Here is a 17,593-nt window from a genome sequence, read left to right on the forward strand (position 1 = left end):
CGACTGCGCTTCGTCCAGATCCTCGAAAACGCCCGCGCTGCGCGCGATGTTCGACTGGCAGCCGCCCCTGCAGGGGCGGTCTCCGGCAAACCCTGACGGTCACATGCGAAGGCGCCCTAGGGCGCCTTCGTTGTATCCGGCCGATAGTGGGGGAATGACCAGACAGGTGGATGAGGCGCTGCTGCGCCTGGTGATGGCAGGCGGCGCGCTGGCGCCACGGCGGGCCCTGCTGCAGGCCGCGGGCAACGCGGAGATTGCGATCGCGCAGGGGGCTGCGAACTGGCGCGCGCACGGTTGCACGCCAGAACAGTGCGCTGCACTGGAACGCCCCGACGCCCGCGCCTGGACCGTGGCACGGCACTGGCTGGAAGGCGACGACCACCATCTGCTGTCCTTCGCCGACACGGCCTTTCCACCGCCCCTGCGGGACGTCCCGAACCCGCCGCTGGCGCTGTTCGTGGCGGGCGATCCCAGCCTGGCCTGGCGCCCTTCGGTGGCACTGGTCGGCAGCCGCTCGCCAACCCCGGGAGGACGCGCGCTGGCCGCACGCTTTGCGAGCTGCTTCGTCGAGGCCGGACTGGCCGTAACCAGTGGCCTGGCGGCCGGCATCGACGCGGCCGCCCACCTGGCCACATTGGAGGCTGGCGGCTGCACAGTGGCGGTGATCGGGACCGGCCCTGACCGGGCCTATCCGGACAGCCACCAACGGTTGCAGGGGCGGATCGCCGCCGAGGGCGCGGTGCTCAGCGAGTACCTGCCGGGAACACCGGCACGCCCGGGCCACTTCCCTGCGCGCAACCGGCTGGTGGCCGGGCTGGCGCTGGCGACGGTGGTGGTCGAGGCCGCGCAGCGCTCCGGCGCCCTGATCACTGCGCGCCTGGCTGCCGAGGCGGGCCGCGAAGTCTGTGCCCTGCCCGGCTCGGTACTCAACCCACGCGCAGCGGGCTGCCACCGGCTGATCCGTGAAGGAGCCGCACTGGTCGAGCGCCCCGAGGAAGTGCTGGAACTGCTGGCCCCTGCCCTTCGCCAACAGCTGCCGGGCTTGCAATCACGGCTGGGCACCCCCACTGAACAGGCACCGCCGGCGCTCCTGCCGGCGCGCTGGGCCGACGACCCTGACTACCAGTGCTTGTGGCGGGCCCTGGACCACAACCCAAGCAGTATGGATTCACTGATCACGCGCTGTGGATTGACGGCGCCCCAGGTGTCCTCCATGCTGCTGGCCATGGAACTGGCGGGAATCGTGGTGTGCGTACACGGCCGCTACTGTCGAACTCCCTAGTTTCTTCACCTCCACAGCGTCGCGCGACGCAGGCCGAGGGGCAATGAAAGAGAGCATCCTGGACGTACTGCTGTACCTGTTTGAACACTATTTCAGCGAAGACGCGGACCTGATCCGTGACCGCGATTCGCTCCAGAACGGCCTGATCCAGGCCGGTTTCAGCCCAACCGAGATCAACAAGGCGTTCGACTGGCTCGACGCCCTGGCCGCGCAGCGGCCGAGCGTGGCCCAGGCACGGGTCGATGGCCCCGTGCGCGTCTACCACGGCCCCGAGCTGGACAAACTGGACGTGGAATGCCGCGGCTTCCTGCTGTACCTGGAACAGCACGGCATCCTCGACGCCGACCAGCGCGAACTGGTGCTGGACCGGGCGATGGCCCTGGACCAGGACGAACTGGACCTGGACGACCTGAAATGGGTCGTGCTGATGGTGCTGTTCAACCAGCCTGGGTCCGAAGCAGCCTATGCCTGGATGGAGACGCAGATGTTCATGGACGAGCCAGAACCCCTGCACTGACCGTACACTTGGGGGCATAGCGCATTCAGGAGCGTCCCCGTGAGCGAGTGGTTCCATGCAGAAGGCAACCGGCAGCAAGGTCCGCTGCCGGCGGAACAGTTGGTCGAGTTGTTCCGCAACAACCAGATCACCCTGGACACCCTGGTCTGGCGCGACGGCCTGCCGCAATGGCAGCCGTTGCGCACCGTCGTGGACGAACTCGGCCTGATCGTGCCGGCGCTGGACGCCGCCGCACCGCCGGTCGAACCCGAGCCTGAACCGGAACCTGTCGCACCGCCTCCGCCGCAGCCGCCGGTACTGCCGGCGTCCACGCCCTACGCCACCAGTGCATCGGCCACCATCCTGCCTGCACCGAAAAAGAAACTGTCCGGCTGTGCGCTGACCGCCATCATCGGTGGTGGCCTGCTGCTGGTGCTGGTGCCGATCCTGGCCATCCTTGCCGCGATCGCGCTGCCGGCCTACAAGGATTACACCGTGCGCAGCAAAGTCGCCGGCGCCGTGGCCGCGCTGCAGCCGCTGAAAGACCAGGTGCAGCATTTCGCCGATGACGAAGGCCGCTGCCCGGGCGCCAATGACGCCGGCTTCCCGGCCCCGGGCGACTTCGCCCACGCGGGCCTGTCAGCCGTGAACATCGGCCGCTTCAACAACGGCCACTGCGGCATCGAAGCAACACTGGCGGTACCCGGCAAGGGCATCGACGGCGACCTGCTGTGGCTGGAATACGACCGTGACAGTGGCCGCTGGGAATGCAGCGGCGAAAGCGACGACAAGTACCTGCCGCAGTCGTGCCGCGGCTGAGCCGCGCGCATGCCAGCACCTCCATGGACGATCCAACAGGGAACATGCAATGACTGATGAGTGGTATTACGCCGAGGGACAGCAGCGCCAGGGCCCGCTGCCGGTGCAGGAGATCCGCCAGCGCTTCCAGCGCGGCCAGTTGAACCTGGACACCCTGGTCTGGCGCGAAGGCATGGACCAGTGGGCGGCGCTGCGCCAGGTGGTCGACGAGCTCGGGCTGCAGACCCTGGCCGATGCAAGTACCACCGCAGGCAGTGGCGGTTTCGATCTGCGCAACGACTATGCGGCCATCGACAACGGTACCGCGCCGCTGCCCGGCACCGGTGCCCTCAGCAGCTCGCCCTACAGCGCCCCGGCAGCGCTCGGTGCCGGCGCCCATGCGCAGCCGGTGGTCGGCGGCGAAGTCGTCTATGCGGGCTTCTGGAAGCGCGTGGCAGCCTACGTGATCGACTACTTCGTGCTGGTCATCCCCGGCAGCATCATCGGCGTCATCCTCGGCGTGATCCTCGGCGCCGGCATGGGTGCGGTGGGCAGTGACGAGTCGGCCATCGAGATCGTGGCGCAGCTGGCCAGTGCACTGATCAACTTCGCCATCGGCATGGCGTACTACACCTGGTTCCATGCCTCGAAGGGCGGCGCCACGCTGGGCAAGATGGCGGTCGGCATCAAGGTCGTGCGCGGCAACGGCGAGCGCCTGACCAAGGCCCGCGCGTTCGGTCGTTACTGGGCCATGCTGCTGAGCAGCTTCACCCTCGGCATCGGTTTCCTGATGGCGGCCTTCACCGAGCGCAAGCAGGGCCTGCATGACATGATCTGCGACACCCTGGTGGTCGACCGCTGGGCCTACACCGACCAGCCCCACCTGCAGCGCCGCGAGCTGGGCACCGTGACCGTGCTGGTGCTGGTGTTGACCGGCCTGCTGTCGCTGGTGGGCCTGGCGCTGCTGGTGTTCGCGGTCGGCTTCATCGCCAAGATGGCCTCCTGAACGGCCATCCTCACGCCTGGCTGCTTGACACGGGCTGGCCGGGCGTGATTCCTCTAATAAGGTGAACCTGAACGCCCGGCACATTACCGGGCGTTCAGTTTATGGATTTGCGCGTGGCCGCTTCACTAATGCGGCCATTTGCTCCACCCTAGCGGCCCCTTCCTCACGGTTCGCCCCACAGACCCTGCTGCCATGCCCAAGCACCTGCTCATCGTCGAATCGCCGGCCAAGGCCAAGACGATCAACAAATACCTCGGCAAGGATTACACCGTCCTGGCCTCGTATGGGCATGTGCGTGACCTGATTCCGAAGGAAGGCGCGGTCGACCCGGACAACGGGTTCGCCATGCACTACGACGTGATCGACAAGAACGAGAAGCACGTCGATGCGATCGCCAAGGCCGCCAAGGGCGCCGACGACATCCTGCTGGCGACCGACCCGGATCGCGAGGGTGAGGCGATCAGCTGGCATATCGCCGAGATCCTGAAGGAACGCGGGCTGGTCAAGGACAAGCCGATGCAGCGCGTGGTGTTCACCGAGATCACCCCGCGCGCCATCAAGGAAGCCATCAGCCAGCCGCGCGCGATCGCCAGCGACCTGGTTGATGCCCAGCAGGCGCGCCGCGCGCTGGACTACCTGGTCGGCTTCAACCTGTCACCGGTGCTGTGGCGCAAGGTCCAGCGCGGCCTGTCCGCCGGCCGCGTGCAGAGCCCGGCGCTGCGCATGATCGTCGAGCGCGAGGAAGAGATCGAAGCCTTCATCGCCCGCGAATACTGGTCGATCGCCGCCGAGTGCGCGCACCCGTCGCAGCACTTCAACGCCAAGCTGATCAAGCTGGATGGGCAGAAGTTCGAGCAGTTCACCATCACCGATGGCGACACCGCTGAAGCGGCGCGCCTGCGCATCCAGCAGGCCGCGCAGGGTTCGCTGCACGTCACCGACGTGGCCAGCAAGGAACGCAAGCGCCGCCCGGCGCCGCCGTTCACCACCTCCACCCTGCAGCAGGAAGCCTCGCGCAAGCTGGGCTTCACCACTCGCAAGACCATGCAGGTCGCGCAGAAGCTGTATGAAGGCGTGGCGATTGGCGACGAAGGCACCGTCGGCCTGATCTCGTACATGCGTACCGACTCGGTGAACCTGTCGCAGGATGCGCTGGCCGAGATCCGCGATGTGATCGCCCGTGATTACGGCATCGCCTCGCTGCCGGACCAGCCCAACACCTACCAGACCAAGTCGAAGAACGCCCAGGAAGCGCACGAAGCGGTGCGCCCGACCTCGGCCCTGCGCACTCCGGCCCAGGTCGCACGCTTCCTCACCGACGACGAGCGCCGCCTGTACGAACTGATCTGGAAGCGTGCAGTGGCCTGCCAGATGATTCCGGCTACGCTCAACACGGTCAGCGTCGACCTGTCGGCCGGCAGCGAACACGTGTTCCGTGCCAGCGGCACCACCGTGGTCGTGCCCGGCTTCCTGGCCGTGTACGAGGAAGGCAAGGACAACAAGAGCGCCGAGGACGAGGACGAAGGCCGCAAGCTGCCGGCGATGAAGCCTGGCGACCGCGTGCCGCTGGAACGCATCCAGGCCGAACAGCATTTCACCCAGCCGCCGCCGCGCTACACCGAAGCGGCACTGGTGAAGGCCCTGGAAGAGTACGGCATCGGCCGTCCCTCGACCTACGCCTCGATCATCCAGACCCTGTTGTTCCGCAAGTACGTGGAAATGGAAGGTCGCAGCTTCCGCCCGTCCGACGTCGGCCGTGCGGTGTCCAAGTTCCTGTCCAGCCACTTCACCCGGTACGTGGATTACGACTTCACCGCCAAGCTTGAAGACGAGCTCGATGCCGTCTCGCGTGGCGAAGAAGAGTGGATCCCGCTGATGTCGCGCTTCTGGGAACCGTTCAAGGAACTGGTCGAAGACAAGAAGGAATCGGTCGATCGTGCCGAGGCCAGTGGCGCGCGCGAGCTGGGCACTGACCCCAAGACCGGCAAGCCGGTCAGCGTGCGGCTGGGCCGCTTCGGGCCGTATGCCGCCATCGGCAGCACCGCCGAGGATGCCGAGGAGAAGCCGAAGTTCGCTTCGCTGCGCCCCGGCCAGTCGATGCACACCATCTCCCTGGAAGACGCGCTGGAGCTGTTCCTGATGCCGCGCGCACTGGGTGAGGACAATGGCGAGCCGGTCAGCGTCGGCATCGGCCGCTTCGGCCCGTTCGCCAAGCGCGGCAGTACCTATGCTTCGCTGAAGAAGGAAGACGACCCGTACACCATCGACCTGGCCCGCGCCGTGTTCCTGATCGAAGAGAAGGAAGAGATCGCGCGCAACCGGATCATCAAGGAGTTCGACGGCAGCGATATCCAGGTGTTGAACGGCCGCTTCGGCCCGTACATCAGCGACGGCAAGATGAACGGCAAGATCCCCAAGGATCGCGAGCCGGCATCGCTGACCCTGGCTGAAGTGCAGCAGCTGATGGAAGAAACCGGCAAGCCGGTACGAAAAGGCTTCGGCGCCAAGAAGGCTGCTGCGAAGAAGGCTCCGGCCAAGAAGGCGGCAGTGAAGAAGGAAGCCGCGCCGAAGAAGGCAGCGGCCAAGAAGGCGCCAGCGAAGAAGGCCGCCAAGAAGGCGGTGAAGAAAGCGGCGAAGAAAGTAGTGAAGAAGGCCGCAGCCAAGAAGTAGATCCACGCCATGCGTGGATGAGGATCGTGCCGGCCAGCGGCCGGCACTACCACCGGGTGCCACCACCCCATCTGCACGCGGCAGGGGGATAATGAAGCCCCACGCCGGGCCGGTCGCCGCCATGAAAGAACTCACCCTGGACTCTGCTGTCGCCACGCTCCGCGCGGGCGGCGTGATCGCCTACCCGACCGAAGCGGTCTGGGGCCTGGGCTGTGACCCTTCGCATGAGGCGGCAGTGCACATGGTGCTGCGGTTGAAACAGCGGCCGATCGAGAAGGGCATGATCCTCGTTGCCGCCGAGCTGCCTCAGCTGGAAGGCTGGGTGCGCCTGCAGGCGCTGCCGGACGCACGCCAACGCGCGGTGCTGGCCAGCTGGCCCGGCGCCAACACCTGGATCCTGCCCGCCGGACCCCGTGCCCAGCCGTGGGTCACCGGGGAGCACAGCGGCATCGCCGTGCGCATCAGCGCCCACCCGCTGGTGGCCGAACTCTGCCGTGCCTGGGGAGGCCCGCTGGTCTCCACCAGCGCCAACCTGGCAGGCGAGCCGCCGGCGCGCCGCCGCGAAGAACTGGATCCACGCCTGCTGCGCCTGCTCGACGGCATCCTGGATGGCCAAACCGGCGGCCTGGCCCAGCCCACCCCGATCCGCGACGCGCTGAGCGGCAACGTGCTGCGCTCCTGAGCGACCGATTGCGCTGCCCAGCACAATCGCGCACCCTGCCGTCATGAACCTGCTGCGCACCGCCTTGGGCCTGTGCCTGCTGCTGCCATCGACGGCACCGGCGGCCGAAGATGTGCGGGTCTACCGCTGCGTCGCCAGCAACGGCGCGGTGACCCTGCAGGACACACCCTGCAACAGCGGTCGCCAGGAAGTCCGCGACCTGCAACGCCCGCGCGATCCAGCGCCGCGGGTGGTACGCAGCGATGCGACGCCCGCGCCACCGGACCACGCTCCGGTGATGCGTGACCGCGAGGTCCGCCACGTCTACATCCAACCGCCGCAGCCGCTGTACGAATGCGTGCGCGACGACGGCCAGCGCTATACCAGCGACAGCAACGAGGGCAATCCGCGTTGGGTGCCGTTGTGGACCAGTGTCTGGCTGCCACACGGGCATCGGGGCCCGGCCTACCCGGGTCCGCGCCCGGCCATCGGCACACCGATCGGTTCGCCCGTGAACGAGGGTGCAGGTTACCGGCCGCCCGCAGTCGGCGTAGGCGTGCAGGTCCCGGCCGGCAGCGTGCTGGTGCGCGACAGCTGCCACGCGCTGCCACCACAGGAGGTCTGCGCGCGCCTGCGCGACCGCCGCTGGGAACTGGACCGTCGCTACAACAGCGCACTGCAGAGCGAGCGCACCGCCATCAGCAACGAACAGCGTGGCATCGACGCGCGCCTGTCACGCGACTGCCAGCGCTGAGCGCAGCCCCGCATCGCAGCCTGTACGCTGTGTGCATGAACAGACTGATCTGGTTGGCCCTGGCGTTGTTGCCCGGCACGGCACTGGCCGAAGCGGGCGTGGTGTACCGCTGCACGTCCAGCAACAGCGACATACCGACCCTGCAGCGTACGCCCTGCCCGTCCGGCAGCAAGCAACAGGTGCTGCGCGTGCCCGAGCCGGCGAGCGCTCAGCCGGCGGTGGTCGCGCTGCCCCCGGCGCCAGCACCTGCTGTCACCGAGACGCCCGCCGCAGTGCCGACCAGGTCCGCTGCAGTGCCTGCGGCCGCAGCGGCACCAAGGCGCGCGGACGAAGGGCGCACCATCATGGAAGCGGGAATGGTTGAACGCGAAGGTGGCAACCAGATTCTCGACAGTGCGACCCTGCGCCGTGATGCCGACACCCGTGCCGAAGCAGACAACGGACCACCGAAGCCACCACTTCCCCCGATCTTCCAGTGCACCGACGGACAGGGCGGTGGCTATCTGTACGAGTACGAGGCATCACCCGGTCGCTGCGAACCGATGGCGGTACAGGGCCTGGGCGGGGTCACACCAATGAATGCCGCAGGTTGTGAAGTCGTGCGCGACCGCTGCGAGGAGCTGCCCGAGGTACAGCGCTGCGGCAGTTGGCAGCAGCGCTTCCGCGATGCACGCGGCCGCGAACGATTCGCCACGCCGGAGAACCGCGACGCCGCACGGGGCGAGCGGGAACGGCTGCAGGGTGTACTGGAGACCAGCAACTGCCCGGTACCGGGGTGACGGCCACGCGGTAGTGCCGGCCGCTGGCCGGCAACTGCAATCATCTGAAGATCCTGCGGTTGCCGGCCAGCGGCCGGCACTACCACCTCATGATCAGAACCCGTAGCGCAGGAAGCCACCATCCACCGCGATGCACTCGCCGGTGACATAGCTGGCTGCCGGCAGGCACAGGAAGCCTACCGCGGCAGCCACTTCCTCCGGCTCGCCAATGCGGCGCATCGGCGTGCGGTTGATCACCTCTTCGTAGTAATCCGGGTCCGACAACGGACCGGAGGTCCGCCGCGTGCGGATGTACCACGGCGCCACGGCATTGACCCGGATGCCATCCTCGGCCCACTCGACGGCCAGATTGCGGGTCATCTGGTGCATCGCGGCCTTGGTCATGCCGTAGACCACGCCGCTGCGCACATGGGTCAGGCCGGACACGCTGCCGACGTTGACGATGGATGACGATGCGTGGCGTGCCAGCAGCGGGTGCGCGTAGCGCGACAGCTCGAATGCCGAGAACAGGTTGGTCTCGAAGATCTTCCGCCATTCATCCTCGGAGTACTCCGTGGCCGCCTTGGTGACATTGCCTCCTGCGTTGTTGACCAGGATGTGCAGGCCATCACTGTGGTCTTCCACCCAGTCCAGGATCTGCCGGCGGTCCTCGTCGTCGGAGACATCGGCGGCCAGCGCGTGCACCTGCATCTGCGGATATACGTCCAGCAGCTCGTCGCGCGCGGTCTCCAGCATGTCGATATCGCGCCCGACGATCATCAGGTCGGCGCCGAAGCCGGCCAGTTCGTGCGCGATGGCCAGGCCGATACCGGCGCTGGCGCCGGTGATCAGGGCAGTCTGCCCGTCCAGGCGCCACCGTTGCTGGGTCATGTGTCCTCCCCGGGGCCGCGCCCGCTGCATTTCGATGCGGCAAGGATACGCGCTCACGGCGGCCCTCTGCCGAGGATGCGACACTGCACGTACGCCCACCGCGGAGAGCCGCCATGCGCATCCTGATCCTGTCCTCGTCCCTGCTGGCCAGCGTGCTGCTGGTGGCCTGCCAGCGGCCGCCGACGCCGAACCCGGAGAAGCCACCGGTGCCCAAAGCGATGTCGCGTGCAATGCAGGGGCCCCTGGACCGTGCGAAGGACGCACGGAAGGCCGTGGAAGAGGCCGCCGCACGCGAACGCAAGGCCGAGGCCGACGCGACGCAATGATGGGTGGCCTGTGGGGTCAGAGCCCTTTGCCATGCAAAGGGGTCCGACCCCATGAACGAAAACGCCCGGCCGAAGCCGGGCGTTTCCAGTAGATCCACGCCGTGCGTGGATGCTTTCCGATCAGAACCCGCAGAAGCAGTACGCCAGCGCCTTCACCGGCGCGCCATTACCCTTCTCGCGGGCCGCGTTCTCGACAAAGCGCAGCTGCGTATCCACCTCCGGCATCGCGCGGGCCAGCATCATCCGCGCCATGCCCGAGTCGGACAGCATCCAGGCGCCGGCGCGGCTGCCGGCGAAACCGCTGACGAACTGCGCGAACGGCGTCGCCGCCTTCTCGATGTAGCGCACGCGGTAGGCATCAGCCTTGCCCAGCTTGGCACGGCTGGCGGCATCGGCCACGGCGTCCTTCAGGCCACCGAAGGCATCGACCAGGCCACGTTCCTTGGCCTGCGCACCGCTCCACACGCGGCCACGGGCCACTTCATCGACCGCCTCGACCGGCTTCTTGCGGGCATCGGCGACGCGACCGGTGAAGTCGGCATAGCCCTTGTTGATCACCGTCTGGATGACCTGGCCCACGGCCGGGTCCATCGGGCGGGTGACGTCGAAGGCACCGGCGAAGCGGGTGGTGCCCACGCCGTCGGTATGCACGCCGATCTTGTCCAGCGCACGGCTGAAGTTCGGGACCATGCCGAAGATGCCGATCGAACCGGTGATGGTCGACGGATCGGCGTAGATGCGATCGGCGTTCATGCTGATCCAGTAGCCACCGGAGGCGGCCAGGTCACCCATCGACACCACCACCGGCTTGCCGGCGGCCTGCAGCGCCACCACTTCGCGGCGGATCTGCTCGGAGGCGAACACTTCACCGCCCGGCGAATCCACGCGCAGCACCACGGCCTTCACGTTCTCGTCGTCACGCGCGGCACGCAGCAGCGCCGAGGTCGACTCGCCGCCGATGCGGCCGGCTGGCAGGTCACCACCGCTGATCTCGCCTTCGGCCACCACCACCGCCACCTGCGGACGCGAGTCCACCGGGTTGCGGCGCGCATCGAGCAGGGCCAGGTAACGACCGAAGTCGACGTTGCGGAAACCGCCGTCGGCATCGTCGTCGGCCACGCCGCGCTCGATCATCAGATCCTCGAACTCCTCGCGGGTCTTCAGCGCGGTCACCAGCTTCTGCTGCAGGGCGAACTTGGCCAGGTCGCCACCGGCGGCGGCGATGCCTTCCGGCAGCGTGTCGATGCCGGCGGCCAGCTGTGCCGGATCCAGGCGACGGGCCTTGGCGATGTCGGCCAGGTAGCGCTGCCACACATCGTTCATCCAGAACAGGTCGGCTTCCTTGGAGGCCGGCGACGCCGCATCTAGCACGTACGGCTCGGCGGCGGACTTGTACTCGCCCACCTTGAACAGGTGCACGTCCACGCCCAGCTTGTCCTGCAGGCCGGTGCGGAAGTACTGGCGGTAGCGGCCGAGGCCTTCGAGCACGACCGAACCCATCGGGTCCAGGTAGACCTCGTCGGCCTGTGCGGCCAGCAGGTACTGCGACTGGCCCATGCTCTCGCTGTAGGCCACCAGCTGCTTGCCGGACGCGCGCAGGTCCTGCAGCGCGGCGGCGACTTCACGCAGCGAGGCGAAGCCCGACGGCTGCAGCTTGTCCAGTTCCAGCACCACGCGCTCGATCTTCTTGTCTTCCTTGGCCGACTCGATCACCCGCAGCAGGTCGCGCAGCTGGATCTCTTCGGCGCCGTTGTCGCCCACCGCCTTGGCCAGCGCGCGGCTGACCGGATCAGCGCTGAACTGCTCGACCAGGCGGCCTTCCGGCGCGATCACCAGGGTGGTGCGGTCCTGCAGCGACTTGCTGGCACCGGCGCCCATGCCGGCGGCGATGACGAACATCACCAGCAGCAGGAACAGCAGGCCGAAGAACACCAGGTTGAGGATCAACCGGCGGGTGAAGTTCATGACGTCCCACAGCCCGATGAAGAAACTGGCGACGGGGTTGCGACGCGCCGGGGGCAGCGGGGGCACGGGTTGATTCATGGAACGCTCCGGATGGCTTCTTGCCGTGGTACCAGCATAGCCGGTGCCGCGTGATGCGGCATCGGACACAAGTCAGGGGATCGCCCGCCACGGGTCATCGCGGCGGGTGGGGCGGATCAGGACAGTACGGACTGGCCGATGCGCAGGCTGCTGCGGCGCAGGCGCCAGCCCATCAGGATGGCGGCGGCGGTCAGGCCAACGATCAGGCCGATCCACATGCCCTGCGGGCCCATGCCCAGGCCCAGGCCGAGCCCGGCGCCGAGCGGCATGCCCAGGCCCCAGTACGCGAACATGGCGATGAACATCGGCACGCGGGTGTCCTTCAGGCCGCGCAGTGCGCCGGCCGACAGTACCTGGATGCCATCCGGGAACTGGAAGGTGGCCGCGTACAGCAGCAGCGTCGAGGCCAGGCCGGCCACCGCCAGGTCGTTGGTGTAGACACCGACGATGGCATCGTGGCCGAACAGCAGTACTGCCGCCGACAACGTCTGCGTGCCCATGATGATCGCGTAGCCGGCCCAGGCCGCACGCCGTACGCCGAAGCCATCGCCACGGCCGACCGCATGGCCGACGCGCACGGTGGTGGCCTCGGCCACGCCCATCGGAATCATGAAGCACAGCTGCGCGACATTGATCGCGATCTGGTGCGCGGCCGCTTCATTGGCACCGAGGCGGCCGATCAGCAGCGCGGTGACGATGAACAGGCCGCCCTCCATCAGCACGGTGATGCCGATCGGCAGGCCGGTGCGCAGCAGATCCCAGATCGCCGACCAGCGCGGTCCTTCGAAGTGCGAGAACAGCTGCAGGTGGGCGAAGCGCTTGGTGAACCACAGGTAGGTGGCGAAGGCGATCGCCTGCAGCCACATCATCACCGCCGAGGCGATGCCCAGGCCCTCGGCACCCATTTCCGGGAAGCCGAGCTTGCCGTTGGCCAGCACGTAGCCCATCGGCGCCAGCACCAGCAGGCCGCCGAAGCCGAGCAGCATGGTCGGCAGCGTCCAATGCATGCCTTCACTGAGGTAGCGCATGCAGAAGTACAGGGTCAGCGCCGGGCCACCCCAGCGCACCGCATGCAGGAACGCGGTGGCACCCGGCACGATGTCCGGCGCGATGCCGAAGGCCGGCAGCAGCGGCGGCACCACCGTGAGGAAGGTGAACATGATCAGGCCCAGGCCCAATGCCAGCCACAGTGCCTGGCGGAACAGCGGGCCGATCTCGCGCTCGCGGCCGGCGCCATGCAGCTGCGACACCGAAGCGGTAAGCGAGATCAGGGTACCGATCGGGATCAGCATCGGCAGCCACAGCAGCGCCGTGCCGATGGTCACCGCGGCCAGGGTCGCGGTGGCATGGTGGCCGGCAATCACGTTGTCAACGAAGGAGATCAGACCGGTGGATACATGCCCGAGCACAAGCGGCAGGGCGAGCAGACCGGTGGCGCCGACTTCCTTGCTGAAGCGCGGCGTGGAGGTTGCAGTAGACATAAGGTGCTTGACGCGAACTACGGTTGCGCGCGAAGGGCACAGGCACCGGGTTGCGGCCGGTCATCTTACGCGCGCAGCGCGCGCATTCCCATGACATGGCGTGAATGCTGGGTTCCGGCAGGCCCCGGCATCATGCGTTGCGATCGCGTTACGAACAGAAAAAGGGGACGGAGGGGATTAAGTCGTTTCAAGCCCGACTGTGCCGAACACGACTTAATCCCCTCCGTCCCCTTTGTTTACTGGCCGGCCTGGCGCTTGAGCCAGGTGTCGCGCTCGGCGGCGGGCACGGCGAGGAACGCACCACGCACCTTGTCGCGTTCCTGCGGTGGCGTGCGCTGCGCGACCAGGGTCAGCTGGGCCAGCTGCGCCGGGCTGAGCTGGCGCAGCACGGCCAGCGCGGCTTCGCGCTGTTCCGGTGGCACGAAGCCGAACAGGCCGTGCAGCTTGGGGAACTCCAGTCCCAGCTGCGGGCCCAGCCGCCAGCCTTCACGGAACGCCTGGTCCTGCGCCTGGAACTGCTGGCGCAGACGCTGCTGCTGGTCCGCCGGCAGCGCGTTGAACCGCGCCGCAGCCTGCCGGATGCGCTCCCGCTCGCTCTCCGGCAGGGCGCGCCAGGCTGCGTAGTCGGCACGGCGCTGACGCTGCTGCGGAGCATCGAGCTCGGCAAACGATGCGGGCGCAGCAGGTGCGGCGGCCGGGGCTGGCGCGGCAGATGACGTGGCCGGCACCGCCGGCGGCAACGGCACGTTCAAGGTCTGCGGCGCGGCGGACAGCGACAACGGCAGGGCCAGCAGCAGGCTGGCGAACAGGGTCTTATTCATCGGCGGCAGCCGTTTCCAGCGTAGCGCTGGCTGGCTCCGGCCGGCTCGGCCTTGATTGCGATTCATCCACCGGCAACGGGCCGCCGGCGGCGGTCCAGGCATACAGATCGGCATCGGCCACCAGCGGATAGTCGCGGTCGGCCAGCATCGTGGCGTCGTCGGAGGCCTGGGCCGGGGCCGCATCCGGCGTGGCGTTGACCTTGCTCGGCGGAAGAGCTTCCACCGTGACCGGGCCGGCTTCACCCACGACACCTTCCGGCAGTGGAGCATCGCTACCGGATGAATGCCCTTGCCAGTAGCGCCAGCCCAGCGCCGCGGCCAACAGCACCGCCACCGTCACCAGCAGGATCACTGGACCGCGCCAGCGCGGCCTGGCGTTGGGGCGCCGCCGCTTGCCGTGGGCGGCTGCACGATCATCGCGCTGCGGTGCGCGCCAACTGGTCGAGGGAGCTTCATTGCTGGCCGCTGGTGCAGCCGGCTGCTGCAGCTGCTGCAGACGCTTGGCCGGCAGGTCGCGGATGCGCAGTTGCACCTGTTCGGCCAGCTGGCGCCAGGCCGACGCATCGGGCTGGCCGTGTGCATCGCGGGGGCAGGCATCAGCCAGCAGGTGCTGGTAGCCCGCTTCGTCCTGGTCGAGCACGCGCATGGCGATGCCCTCGTCCAGACTGCCGCCCACCCGCAGCAGGAGTGCCAAGCGCGGCAGCGGCCCCATCTCGCCCAGCGCAGCCAACGGCGGCAGCCACTGGCCGCCCACCGGCTCGCGCAACGCCTGGCGCTGGCCCAGCAGGGTCCAGAAGCGGGTCGGCCACTGCGCCATCGGCAGGTCGCTGGCGACTGCGGCAAAGGCGCGCATCACCGCCACCAGGGTCTGCTCGGCACGCGCGGCATCGCCGCACTGCAGCTCAGCCACCACCAGGGCGCGGCGCTCGACGCCGCGCAGGAACGCCGACAGCGCGCCGGCCGCGGTCGAGGAAACAGGGGCGGGCACAGCCGTCATCGGTCACTCCAAAGGTCTGCCGGCATGATAGCGGCAGCCCATCGGCACCCGTAGGACTTGCGCGTAAAGGCACTTCGTGCTGCAGGTTGTGCACAGCACCACGCCCGCCTCGGGGAAAACTGCGGCATCCAGCTGAATTCACTCTGTTTCAGCAATGTTTCACACTCAAGTTGTTGATTTTGAATGACTTTGAAGTGTGGCGATTTTTTGACCAACCCAAGCGTGAGCTCGTCGCCATCGGCTTCCTGCGTTCCCGTCGACCGGTAACGCACAACGTTATCCACAGAACATGTGGATAAGACTGAATCTCCAATGGACACCGATATTTAGGTGACATTTATGATTCAACGGGGGCTCCCCGGCCGCCTCTGCCCCCTGCCATTCGCGCGCGCATGGCCCGTTACACTGGCCCGATGCTTTCACCCATTCCGACCCTGCAGGTCGCCCTGCCCGTCCCGCTGCCACGCCTGTTCGACTACCTGTCGCCGGAGGGCGATGGCCCCACGGCCGCGGTCGGCTGTCGCCTCAAGGTGCCGTTCGGCAACCGCGAACTGGTCGGCGTGGTGGTCGGCCACGGCCAGACCGATGACGGCCAGGGACTGCGCCAGGCCCTGGCCTGGTGCGACCCGCAACCGCTGCTGCAGGGCGAGCTCTGGCAGAGCCTGCAGTGGCTGGCGCGCTACACCCATGCACCACTGGGCGAGGTGCTGAGCACCGCCCTGCCGGGCCCGCTGCGCCATGGCGACACCCTGCCCGACACCCATCACTGGGGCTGGCAGCTGACCGCCGAAGGCCGCGCCCAGCGCGAAAAACTGCGCGCCGGCAGCCGTCCCCGGCAGCTGGCCGAGTTGCTGGCCGACGCCATCGTCGATGAAGACGTGCTGGGCGAACGCATGGACGACTGGCGCACCGCCGCGCGCAGCCTCGCCAAGCGGGAACTGGCCGAGCGCGTGGCGCTGAGCGTGGCGCCGCAGCACGCGCAGCCGCTGCCCGGCCCCACCCTCAATCCGGACCAGGCCGAGGCCGTGGCGTCGATCAACGCCGCCGAAGGTTTCCAGCCGTTCCTGCTGGATGGCGTAACTGGCAGCGGCAAGACCGAGGTCTACCTGCAGGCCATCATCCACTGCCTGGCGCAAGGCAAGCAGGCGCTGGTGCTGGTGCCGGAAATCGGCCTGACCCCGCAGACCCTGGCACGCTTCCGCGGCCGCCTCGGCATCGCCGTGCATGCACTGCATTCGGGATTGAACGACAACGAGCGCGCGCGCGTCTGGGCAGCGGCCTCCCGCGGCGAAGCGCGGGTCATCGTCGGCACCCGCTCGGCGGTGTTCACGCCGTTGCCGCAGGCCGGCCTGCTGATCGTCGACGAGGAACATGACGGCAGCTACAAGCAGCAGGACGGCATCCGCTACCACGCCCGCGATTTCGCCCTGGTGCGGGCCAAGGCGCTGGGTATCCCGGTGCTGCTGGGCAGCGCTACGCCTTCATTGGAAACACTGCACAACGCCTATGCCGGGCGCTACACCCACCTGCGCCTGAAGCAGCGCGCCGGTGATGCGCGGCCACCGCGCGTGCGCATCCTTGATGTGCGCAAGCGGCCATTGCATGACGGCCTCTCGGCCGATGTGCTGGCCGGCATCGGCGAACACCTGCAGCGTGGCCAGCAGGTGCTGGTGTTCAAGAACCGCCGTGGCTACGCGCCGGTGCTGCTGTGCCACGACTGCGGCTGGACCGCACCGTGCAACCGCTGCGATGCACCGATGACCGTGCACGGCGGCGGCCGTCGCCTGCAGTGCCATCACTGCGGCGCGCGGCAACCGGCGCCGCTGGCATGCCCGGCCTGCGGCAGCCTGGCGCTGCAACCGCAGGGCATCGGTACCGAACGCCTGGAAGAGCATCTCACCGCCGCCTTCGCCGATTTCCCGGTGGTGCGCATCGACCGCGGCACCACGTCGCGACGTGACGCGCTGGAACAGCAACTGGCGAAACTGGGCGACCAACCCGGCATCCTGGTCGGCACGCAGATCCTGGCCAAGGGCCACGACCTGCCGAAGCTGACCCTGGTGGTGGTGGTCGGCATCGACGAGGGCCTGTTCTCGGCTGACTTCCGCGCCAGCGAGAAGCTGGCGCAGCAGCTGATCCAGGTGGCGGGCCGTGCGGGCCGCGCACGTGATCCCGGCGAGGTCTGGCTGCAGACCCATCACCCGGGGCACCCACTGCTGGAAACCCTGGTGAGCGGCGGCTACCACCCGTTCGCGCAGGCCGAACTGAACCAGCGCCAGGCTGCCGGATTCCCCCCCTTCGCACACCTGGCGCTGATGCGCGCCGAAGCGCAGCAGGTAGAGCATGCCAACGCGTTCCTGCTGGCGGCGCGGCAACTGCTGGGCGAACAGAATGTGGTCGAAGCCTATGGGCCGATGCCGGCGCCGATGCCGCGGCGCGCCGGTTACCAACGCACCCAGCTGCTGCTGTCTGCCGTGCAGCGGCCACCACTGCATGGGGTGCTTTCGCAGCTGGTTCCGCAGCTGTATGCGCTGCCGGAAGCACGCAAGGTGCGCTGGTCGCTGGATGTGGATCCGACGGATCTGTACTGAGGGGTCAGAGCCCACCCG

15 protein-coding genes are annotated in these 17,593 nt (G+C 68.0%); 10 read left to right on the forward strand and 5 right to left on the reverse strand.

Annotated features, from left to right (window positions below; translation table 11 throughout):
• Nucleotides 1–154: 154 nt before the first annotated feature.
• From dprA to EZ304_RS08780, 8 genes are all read left to right on the forward strand, one after another.
• On the forward strand, nt 155–1,282 hold the full coding sequence (dprA, locus tag EZ304_RS08745) for a DNA-processing protein DprA (protein ID WP_142806816.1): 1,128 nt from the start codon (nt 155–157) through the stop codon (nt 1,280–1,282).
• A 43-nt stretch (nt 1,283–1,325) separates the two neighbouring features.
• Nucleotides 1,326–1,799, forward strand: a complete 474-nt coding sequence (locus EZ304_RS08750; RefSeq protein ID WP_005411195.1) for a DUF494 family protein — start codon at nt 1,326–1,328, stop codon at nt 1,797–1,799.
• A 39-nt stretch (nt 1,800–1,838) separates the two neighbouring features.
• The gene (locus tag EZ304_RS08755) at nt 1,839–2,597 is read left to right on the forward strand and encodes a pilin (protein WP_099554556.1); all 759 of its coding nucleotides are present in this window, start codon (nt 1,839–1,841) and stop codon (nt 2,595–2,597) included.
• A gap of 49 nt (nt 2,598–2,646) precedes the next feature.
• A complete protein-coding gene (locus EZ304_RS08760; RefSeq protein WP_099554555.1) occupies nt 2,647–3,582 on the forward strand; it encodes an RDD family protein in 936 nt (311 codons plus the stop codon).
• A gap of 192 nt (nt 3,583–3,774) precedes the next feature.
• On the forward strand, nt 3,775–6,252 hold the full coding sequence (locus EZ304_RS08765; RefSeq protein WP_142806817.1) for a DNA topoisomerase I: 2,478 nt from the start codon (nt 3,775–3,777) through the stop codon (nt 6,250–6,252).
• Nucleotides 6,253–6,343: 91 nt separating this feature from the next.
• Nucleotides 6,344–6,934, forward strand: coding sequence for a Sua5/YciO/YrdC/YwlC family protein (locus EZ304_RS08770; protein ID WP_142806818.1), 591 nt, complete (start codon nt 6,344–6,346; stop codon nt 6,932–6,934).
• A gap of 43 nt (nt 6,935–6,977) precedes the next feature.
• Complete coding sequence (locus EZ304_RS08775) at nt 6,978–7,667, forward strand: DUF4124 domain-containing protein (protein WP_142806819.1); 690 nt, start codon at nt 6,978–6,980, stop codon at nt 7,665–7,667.
• 35 nt (nt 7,668–7,702) lie between these two features.
• Nucleotides 7,703–8,446 carry a hypothetical protein gene (locus EZ304_RS08780; RefSeq protein WP_142806820.1) on the forward strand — a complete coding sequence of 248 codons (744 nt, stop codon included), beginning with the start codon at nt 7,703–7,705 and terminating at the stop codon, nt 8,444–8,446.
• Between the two features lie 93 nt (nt 8,447–8,539).
• On the opposite strand, the gene EZ304_RS08785 is transcribed toward EZ304_RS08780, so the two are convergent.
• The gene (locus EZ304_RS08785) at nt 8,540–9,316 is read right to left on the reverse strand and encodes an SDR family oxidoreductase (RefSeq protein ID WP_019660789.1); all 777 of its coding nucleotides are present in this window, start codon (nt 9,314–9,316) and stop codon (nt 8,540–8,542) included.
• 113 nt (nt 9,317–9,429) lie between these two features.
• On the opposite strand from EZ304_RS08785, the gene EZ304_RS08790 reads away from it, so the two are divergent.
• Entirely contained in the window at nt 9,430–9,642 is a 213-nt protein-coding gene (locus EZ304_RS08790) for a hypothetical protein (protein ID WP_142806821.1), read from the forward strand.
• A 120-nt stretch (nt 9,643–9,762) separates the two neighbouring features.
• Here EZ304_RS08790 and sppA read toward each other — a convergent pair whose 3' ends face one another.
• The 4 genes from sppA to EZ304_RS08810 form a co-directional block, all read right to left on the reverse strand.
• Nucleotides 9,763–11,685, reverse strand: a complete 1,923-nt coding sequence (sppA, locus tag EZ304_RS08795; protein ID WP_099554537.1) for a signal peptide peptidase SppA — start codon at nt 11,683–11,685, stop codon at nt 9,763–9,765.
• Nucleotides 11,686–11,801: 116 nt separating this feature from the next.
• Nucleotides 11,802–13,166, reverse strand: coding sequence for an MATE family efflux transporter (locus EZ304_RS08800; RefSeq protein ID WP_099554534.1), 1,365 nt, complete (start codon nt 13,164–13,166; stop codon nt 11,802–11,804).
• 236 nt (nt 13,167–13,402) lie between these two features.
• Nucleotides 13,403–13,987, reverse strand: coding sequence for a DUF3106 domain-containing protein (locus tag EZ304_RS08805; protein WP_099554532.1), 585 nt, complete (start codon nt 13,985–13,987; stop codon nt 13,403–13,405).
• Entirely contained in the window at nt 13,980–14,984 is a 1,005-nt protein-coding gene (locus EZ304_RS08810) for a hypothetical protein (RefSeq protein ID WP_099554529.1), read from the reverse strand. The genes EZ304_RS08805 and EZ304_RS08810 overlap by 8 nt, the downstream gene beginning before the upstream one ends.
• A gap of 413 nt (nt 14,985–15,397) precedes the next feature.
• Here EZ304_RS08810 and EZ304_RS08815 point away from each other — a divergent pair, with 413 nt between their 5' ends.
• Complete coding sequence (locus tag EZ304_RS08815) at nt 15,398–17,575, forward strand: primosomal protein N' (protein WP_142808084.1); 2,178 nt, start codon at nt 15,398–15,400, stop codon at nt 17,573–17,575.
• Nucleotides 17,576–17,593: the final 18 nt, after the last annotated feature.

It is taken from the genome of Stenotrophomonas maltophilia, assembly GCF_006974125.1.
GTDB lineage: Bacteria > Pseudomonadota > Gammaproteobacteria > Xanthomonadales > Xanthomonadaceae > Stenotrophomonas > Stenotrophomonas maltophilia_O.

Bases quoted from the DNA above. Each gene is read 5' to 3' on its own strand.
- dprA (WP_142806816.1), top strand. From the start codon at position 155: ATGACCAGACAGGTGGATGAGGCGCTGCTGCGCCTGGTGATGGCAGGC.
- EZ304_RS08750 (WP_005411195.1), top strand. From the start codon at position 1,326: ATGAAAGAGAGCATCCTGGACGTACTGCTGTACCTGTTTGAACACTAT.
- EZ304_RS08760 (WP_099554555.1), top strand. From the start codon at position 2,647: ATGACTGATGAGTGGTATTACGCCGAGGGACAGCAGCGCCAGGGCCCG.
- EZ304_RS08765 (WP_142806817.1), top strand. From the start codon at position 3,775: ATGCCCAAGCACCTGCTCATCGTCGAATCGCCGGCCAAGGCCAAGACG.
- EZ304_RS08770 (WP_142806818.1), top strand. From the start codon at position 6,344: ATGAAGCCCCACGCCGGGCCGGTCGCCGCCATGAAAGAACTCACCCTG.
- EZ304_RS08775 (WP_142806819.1), top strand. From the start codon at position 6,978: ATGAACCTGCTGCGCACCGCCTTGGGCCTGTGCCTGCTGCTGCCATCG.
- EZ304_RS08780 (WP_142806820.1), top strand. From the start codon at position 7,703: ATGAACAGACTGATCTGGTTGGCCCTGGCGTTGTTGCCCGGCACGGCA.
- EZ304_RS08785 (WP_019660789.1), bottom strand. From the start codon at position 9,316: ATGACCCAGCAACGGTGGCGCCTGGACGGGCAGACTGCCCTGATCACC.
- EZ304_RS08790 (WP_142806821.1), top strand. From the start codon at position 9,430: ATGCGCATCCTGATCCTGTCCTCGTCCCTGCTGGCCAGCGTGCTGCTG.
- sppA (WP_099554537.1), bottom strand. From the start codon at position 11,685: ATGAATCAACCCGTGCCCCCGCTGCCCCCGGCGCGTCGCAACCCCGTC.
- EZ304_RS08800 (WP_099554534.1), bottom strand. From the start codon at position 13,166: ATGTCTACTGCAACCTCCACGCCGCGCTTCAGCAAGGAAGTCGGCGCC.
- EZ304_RS08805 (WP_099554532.1), bottom strand. From the start codon at position 13,987: ATGAATAAGACCCTGTTCGCCAGCCTGCTGCTGGCCCTGCCGTTGTCG.
- EZ304_RS08810 (WP_099554529.1), bottom strand. From the start codon at position 14,984: ATGACGGCTGTGCCCGCCCCTGTTTCCTCGACCGCGGCCGGCGCGCTG.
- EZ304_RS08815 (WP_142808084.1), top strand. From the start codon at position 15,398: ATGCTTTCACCCATTCCGACCCTGCAGGTCGCCCTGCCCGTCCCGCTG.